The sequence below is a fragment of the Hydrogenimonas sp. genome (genome assembly GCF_029933015.1).
In the GTDB taxonomy this organism is placed as follows: domain Bacteria; phylum Campylobacterota; class Campylobacteria; order Campylobacterales; family Hydrogenimonadaceae; genus Hydrogenimonas.
In genome coordinates this window covers 3,671-8,770 of the sequence record NZ_JAOZOZ010000042.1, presented here as the reverse complement: position 1 = coordinate 8,770, position 5,100 = coordinate 3,671, and the positions used below count along the sequence as shown (strand labels likewise).

Below are 5,100 nucleotides of genomic sequence, written 5' to 3'. Positions count from 1 at the left end.
TAATTCACTCCGCTTCGCTGTAGCGCAGCTGCAGTCCCTCGTCGGTCATGACGAACCCCTGGATGATCACCTTGCCCTCGTGGACGAGGCGGTGGTGCTTTTTGCACAGGGGAATGAGATTGTAGCGGTGGTTGGCGTGGAAGTGGCCGATGCGCCCCTTTTCGTCCGCTTCCGCCCTCGGCGCGATGTGGTGCACCTCCTCCACGGGGGCGCCGCAGAGGGCACAGGTGGAGAGGTAGAGATCTTTGTGATAGCGGCTGCGCTTCTTCTTTTTCAGCGCTTTGAGCGCGCTGCTCGCCTCCCCCAGCGACTCGCGGATGGCGTAGGCCGTCTCGATGAAAGAGCGGTCCATATGCAGAGACTTGGCAAACTCCAGTCCATACCGGGTGCTTCCGGAGCCGGGCATCAGCTTCCGGTTGTAGACGAGCGCGTCTTTGGCTTCGTCGTACTCGACACCCAGATGCAGGAAAATGACGTCTTCCAGTTCGCTGACGGTTTTGAGGATCGTCAGTTTGTGCAGGTGGGTCGCGACGATGAAGAGGGTCTGCAGGTCGTGCAGCCGCTTCACGGCGCTGGCGACGATCGCCAGGGCCGATTCGGTCTCGGTGCCGTGGCTGATCTCGTCGCCCAGCACCAGCGATCCCCGGCCGGCGCGGTTGAAGATGTTTTTGAGCTCCATCATCTCGATGGCGAAGGTGCTGAGCCCTTTGTAGAGGTTGTCCTTGCTGACGATGCGGGTGAAGAGCTTGTCGAAGAGATGAAACCGCATCGAGGCGGCGGGCACGAAAAAGCCGGCCTGCGCCATGATGACGGCCATCCCCACACTCTTCATCAGCGAACTCTTGCCGCTGGAGTTGATGCCGTAGAGCAGCACGCCCCGCACCGGTTTTCCTTCGCTCGCCTGGAGCGTCACGTGGTCGTGTTCGACCTTTTCGGGCAGATCCCCCATCAGCAGATCGTTGGGGATGTAGATGCCGTTCTCCTCCCGAGACTCGATCAGCGGATGGCGCAGGGCGACGAACTCGAGGGTCTGCTCCTCCTCTTTGCGGGCCAGGATTTCGGGACGGACATAGTTGTACCGCTGCGCCGCCCGGGCCGTGGCGATCGCCACGTCGAACCGCCCGACGAAAGCGATGACCTGCTCCAGCAGCTGGGCGTAGCGCTTCTCCAGCAGCTCCAGGGACTCGATCCAGCTCTGCTTGATCAGCGCGACGATCCGCGACTGGTTCGCCATGACCACTTTCGAGATGTCGTCGATCAGTCTCGAAGAGATTTTCACGCTGTTCTTGAGCTTTTTGTAGCTGAAATCCCGCAGGAAGTAGTGGTTGCCGTCCAGGAGCAGAAAACTCTCCATCAGATCCTTTTCGATCATCCCGAAACGGGTGCGGGTGACGTTGAGAAAGTAGCCTTCGCTCTCGAGCCATCCGATGCTCACGTATTCGGTATCGTTCCCCTCGCCCCGGTCGAAAAAGTTTTCGATATGCAGACGCACCGCTTCGAGCTTTTCGAGCTGCCTTTCGTTCTCCTCGACGATCTGGTCCACGAAGAGGTTGATACCGGGCTGGAAGATGTTGCTTTCGATCTGGTCGCGGCGGTATTTGGCGCACTCCTCGAGACGGAACGTCTTTTCGAGCTCTCTGGCGAACCCTTCGATCTGCACCCGCAGATCCTCCTCCACTTCGACGCCGACCCCTTTGGCTTCCCACACCAGCTGCTCCAGGGCTTTGAGAGAGTCGTGGAGATAGACGATCTCGAAGGGGTGGAGCTTGCCCAGTTTGATGCGCCTCAGAATGCGTTCGAGGTCGTAGACCTCCTTGAGGGTATTGGAGAAGTTCTGGGTATGCTCGGCCACCTTTTCGGCCAGATCGTAGCGGCGGCGAAGCTCCTTCTCGTCGCAGATGGGGTTGAGCAGGCGCTCTTTGAAGAGGCGTTTGCCGATGGCGGTGGAGGTGAGGTCGATCAGTTTGAGCAGCGTCATCTCGTCGGGGTCCCGGCTGATGACGTTGAGCTGCTCGAGGGCGTTGTTGCCCAGGTAGACGAAGTGCTGTCCCCCCAGGAAGACGGGACGGTTCATCTTTTCGATCAGGGCGGCGTCGTGCTCGATGATGAAGTCGATCAGCAGCGAAAGCGACTCGCTGGCGTAGGGGTAACGCTCCAGATCGAGATATTCGATGGGACTCAGGAAGGAGCGGATATCGTAGACGTTGGCGAAGAGTTCGTTCTGGTAGGCGATCTTGTGGCGTGTCTTGCCCAGTGTCCAGCTGATGTGCCCTTCGATCTCCAGATAACGCACGACCCATTCGGGATCGATGGAGGGATCGTCGAGTGTCAGAAGCAGTTCGGAGGTGTTGTAGGACTGCAGCTGGTTGAAGATCTCGTCCAGGGCGTAGGTCTTGTCCTCCCGCGTGCCGTGGACCTCGTTGAGCCAGGTCTTTCCGGTACTGACGTCGATGGCGCTGTAGCCGCAGGAGTAGATCCCCTTGTTGACGTCGACGATGAGGCTGACGAGGTAGTTTTCGGTCGGTTCGACCAGGTAGTCGAAGTTGGTGCCCGGGGAGAGGATGTTTGCGATATAGCGCCTGACCTTCGGGGGAACCCCCTTCTGGCGCACCAGTACGACGGTGTATTTGCGGCTCTGCACCATTCTCGAGAGGTAGCGGTCCAGCGAGACGGTGGGAAATCCCGCCATCAGGGGATTGGCGACGGAATTTTCGAGGATCGTCTTGTTCTTTCGGGTCAGCTGGATGTTGAGCATCTCGGCGATCTCTTTGGCCTTGCCGATCTTGAGCTCGTCGTTGTTGACTTCGTAGACCTCGAAAAAGGTGCCCACTTCCATCAACACCACCGTATCGGGGCCGTACTTCTCCTCGAAAATCCTCTGAAGTTCGAAATAGATATCGGTCAAAAGCCGCTTTTTGTCGTTCAAAAGCTCGTTGATCGCCTCGATCTGCACCTCTGCTCACCCTTCGACTATAGATGAATAAGATTATATCGAATCGCCGGTTCATTTACGATGAGTTCACAGATCGACGTTATAATAACGTCAAAACATCCGAGGAGTGAACTCATGAAAAGAAGCTGTTACAGAATCATCGGAATCTCTCTCGCCGCCGCCCTGACCTTCGGCGGCTGCGCGGGCAAAGAGCCGATGCCCAACCAGGGCGAAAAGACCAAACAGGGGGCCGTGATCGGAGCCCTGGCCGGCGCGGCGCTGGGTGCCGCCGTCAGCAAAGGACACCGGGGCAAAGGCGCGCTGATCGGCGCCGCCGCCGGTGCGGCAGTGGGCGGCGTCATCGGCTACAACCTCGACAAGCAGGCCCAGGAGGTGGCCGACTCGATGAACACGACCGTCAGCCAGAACGAGAAAGAGGCCGCCAAATACCAGGACATCGTCGTCACGAAACACGACAAATATGTCAAGATCACCTTCAAAAGCGCGATGATGTTCAAAACCAACGAAGCGGACCCGACACCCGAAGCGCGGGAAAAGATCACCCGGCTCGTGGACGTGCTGAAAAACTATCCCACGACGATCGTCCAGGTCGTGGGCCACACAGACAGCCGCGGATCCTACGACTACAACCTCAAACTCTCCCAGAGGCGGGCCTTCAGCGTGGCGAACCTTCTGAAGAGCATGGGTGTGCAGAACAAGATCTACGCGCGTGGGTGCTCCTACAGCAAACCGCTGGTTCCCAACGACACGCCTACCAACATGGGCATCAACCGCCGCGTGGAGATATATCTCTATCCCAACGAGGAGTCGGTCATCGACGCATGCCGTTGACACTTGATCTTTTAGTCAAATTGTTATAGAATTTTGATATAGAAAAACTCAACTTATAGGAGGCTGTCATGGCAACTTTGGATCAAAACGTCGTAGAACGGATCGAAGCGGCAATCAAACTCGACAAAGAGAAAGCCGAGATGGGCAATGTCGATATGGAAAAAGGGATCGAACTGATCCGAGATGTGGGAGCCGTACTGCTCGATGTGCGCCCGCCGGCCAAAGTGAAAGGCGAAAACGCCGAAGAGGCCGACATCCCGGATGCCTACTACACTCCCTACCCGGAATTCGCGAACTATCTCGACATCCTGCCGCAGGACAAGACGGCGCCGATTCTCGTGGCCTGCCTCAAGGGATGGTTCGCCAACCGTGTCATGGGCTATCTCGAAGCGCTCGGCTACGAAAACGTCTACGTGCTGGCAGCCAACATCGAAGATCTCATCGCGGCACACAAAGCCCACACGAAATAAACGAGAACGCCCTCCCCGCCAGGAGGGGGTTCTCACTCCCCGATCGTCGAGAAGTCGGCGTCGGGATACAACTTTTTGAGCGTATTCACCTCTTTGGCGAAATAGCTCCTCTCTTTCACGACCTTTCTGAAAGGCTCGATATATCTTTTCGCCTCTTCACCTCTGCCCAGTACCGAGAGCGCCTGTGCCACGTAACCTGCGGCGAACGTCTGTCCCTGATCGTAGGCCCGCATCGCCGCATCGAGCGCTTTTTCCGGTTTACCGCCCAGAAGATAGTACCAGGCCGCTTTCGCGGAAGCGCCGTCGACATCGACGATCTGCGCATACTCCTCGCAGAAGTGACGCTTGCTCAGATCACCCTGCCGGGCCACATAGTAGTCGCACTGCAGCATAAGCTTCCCAGCGCCGCACCCCTTGCAGGAAGCGTCGGCCGCAAAAAGCGGAAGCGAAAGCATCAAAGCCGCCACGATCGTTCCATATCTGTTCATCCTATCGCCTTTACTGTTTGGTTTCGATACTCACTTTTTTGAAGCCCTTCGATTTGAGCAGATCGATCACTCTGACGAAGTTCTGAAACTGGCTTTTGGCATCGCTTTTGATCAGAAGTGCCTCTTTTTTCGGATCGAGTCTCAGAATCTCGGCCTTCAGCGCCTCGAAATCCATCTTTCTATCCTCGAAATAGAAGTTGCCGTTCTTGTCGATGACGATGCTTTTCATCTTCTCCACGGGCGCCGCCGCACTGCTGGCTTCGGGCAGATCCACCGGGATCGTCCCCTTGCTCACGAAGGAGGCGCTGGTTAGCACGATGACCAGCAGGACCAGCATGATGTCGATGAAAGGCAGGAC

The 5,100-nt window shown here is 57.2% G+C and carries 5 protein-coding genes; 2 read left to right on the top strand and 3 right to left on the bottom strand.

Annotated elements, in window-relative coordinates:
- Positions 1-4: 4 nt before the first annotated feature.
- Positions 5-2,953, bottom strand: coding sequence for an HNH endonuclease (locus Q1K23_RS04535; protein ID WP_300362808.1), 2,949 nt, complete (start codon positions 2,951-2,953; stop codon positions 5-7).
- A gap of 114 nt (positions 2,954-3,067) precedes the next feature.
- Between Q1K23_RS04535 and Q1K23_RS04530 the strand changes: the two genes are divergently transcribed.
- Entirely contained in the window at positions 3,068-3,784 is a 717-nt protein-coding gene (locus tag Q1K23_RS04530) for an OmpA family protein (protein WP_300362806.1), read from the top strand.
- A 68-nt stretch (positions 3,785-3,852) separates the two neighbouring features.
- Positions 3,853-4,254: a rhodanese-like domain-containing protein gene (locus tag Q1K23_RS04525; RefSeq protein ID WP_300362805.1), complete on the top strand. Its 402-nt coding sequence runs from the start codon at positions 3,853-3,855 to the stop codon at positions 4,252-4,254.
- A gap of 32 nt (positions 4,255-4,286) precedes the next feature.
- Here the strand turns inward: Q1K23_RS04525 and Q1K23_RS04520 are convergent, their stop codons facing one another.
- Complete coding sequence (locus Q1K23_RS04520; protein WP_300362804.1) at positions 4,287-4,742, bottom strand: hypothetical protein; 456 nt, start codon at positions 4,740-4,742, stop codon at positions 4,287-4,289.
- Between the two features lie 10 nt (positions 4,743-4,752).
- Positions 4,753-5,100: biopolymer transporter ExbD (locus Q1K23_RS04515; RefSeq protein WP_300362803.1), on the bottom strand; the 348-nt coding region annotated here is incomplete at its 5' end.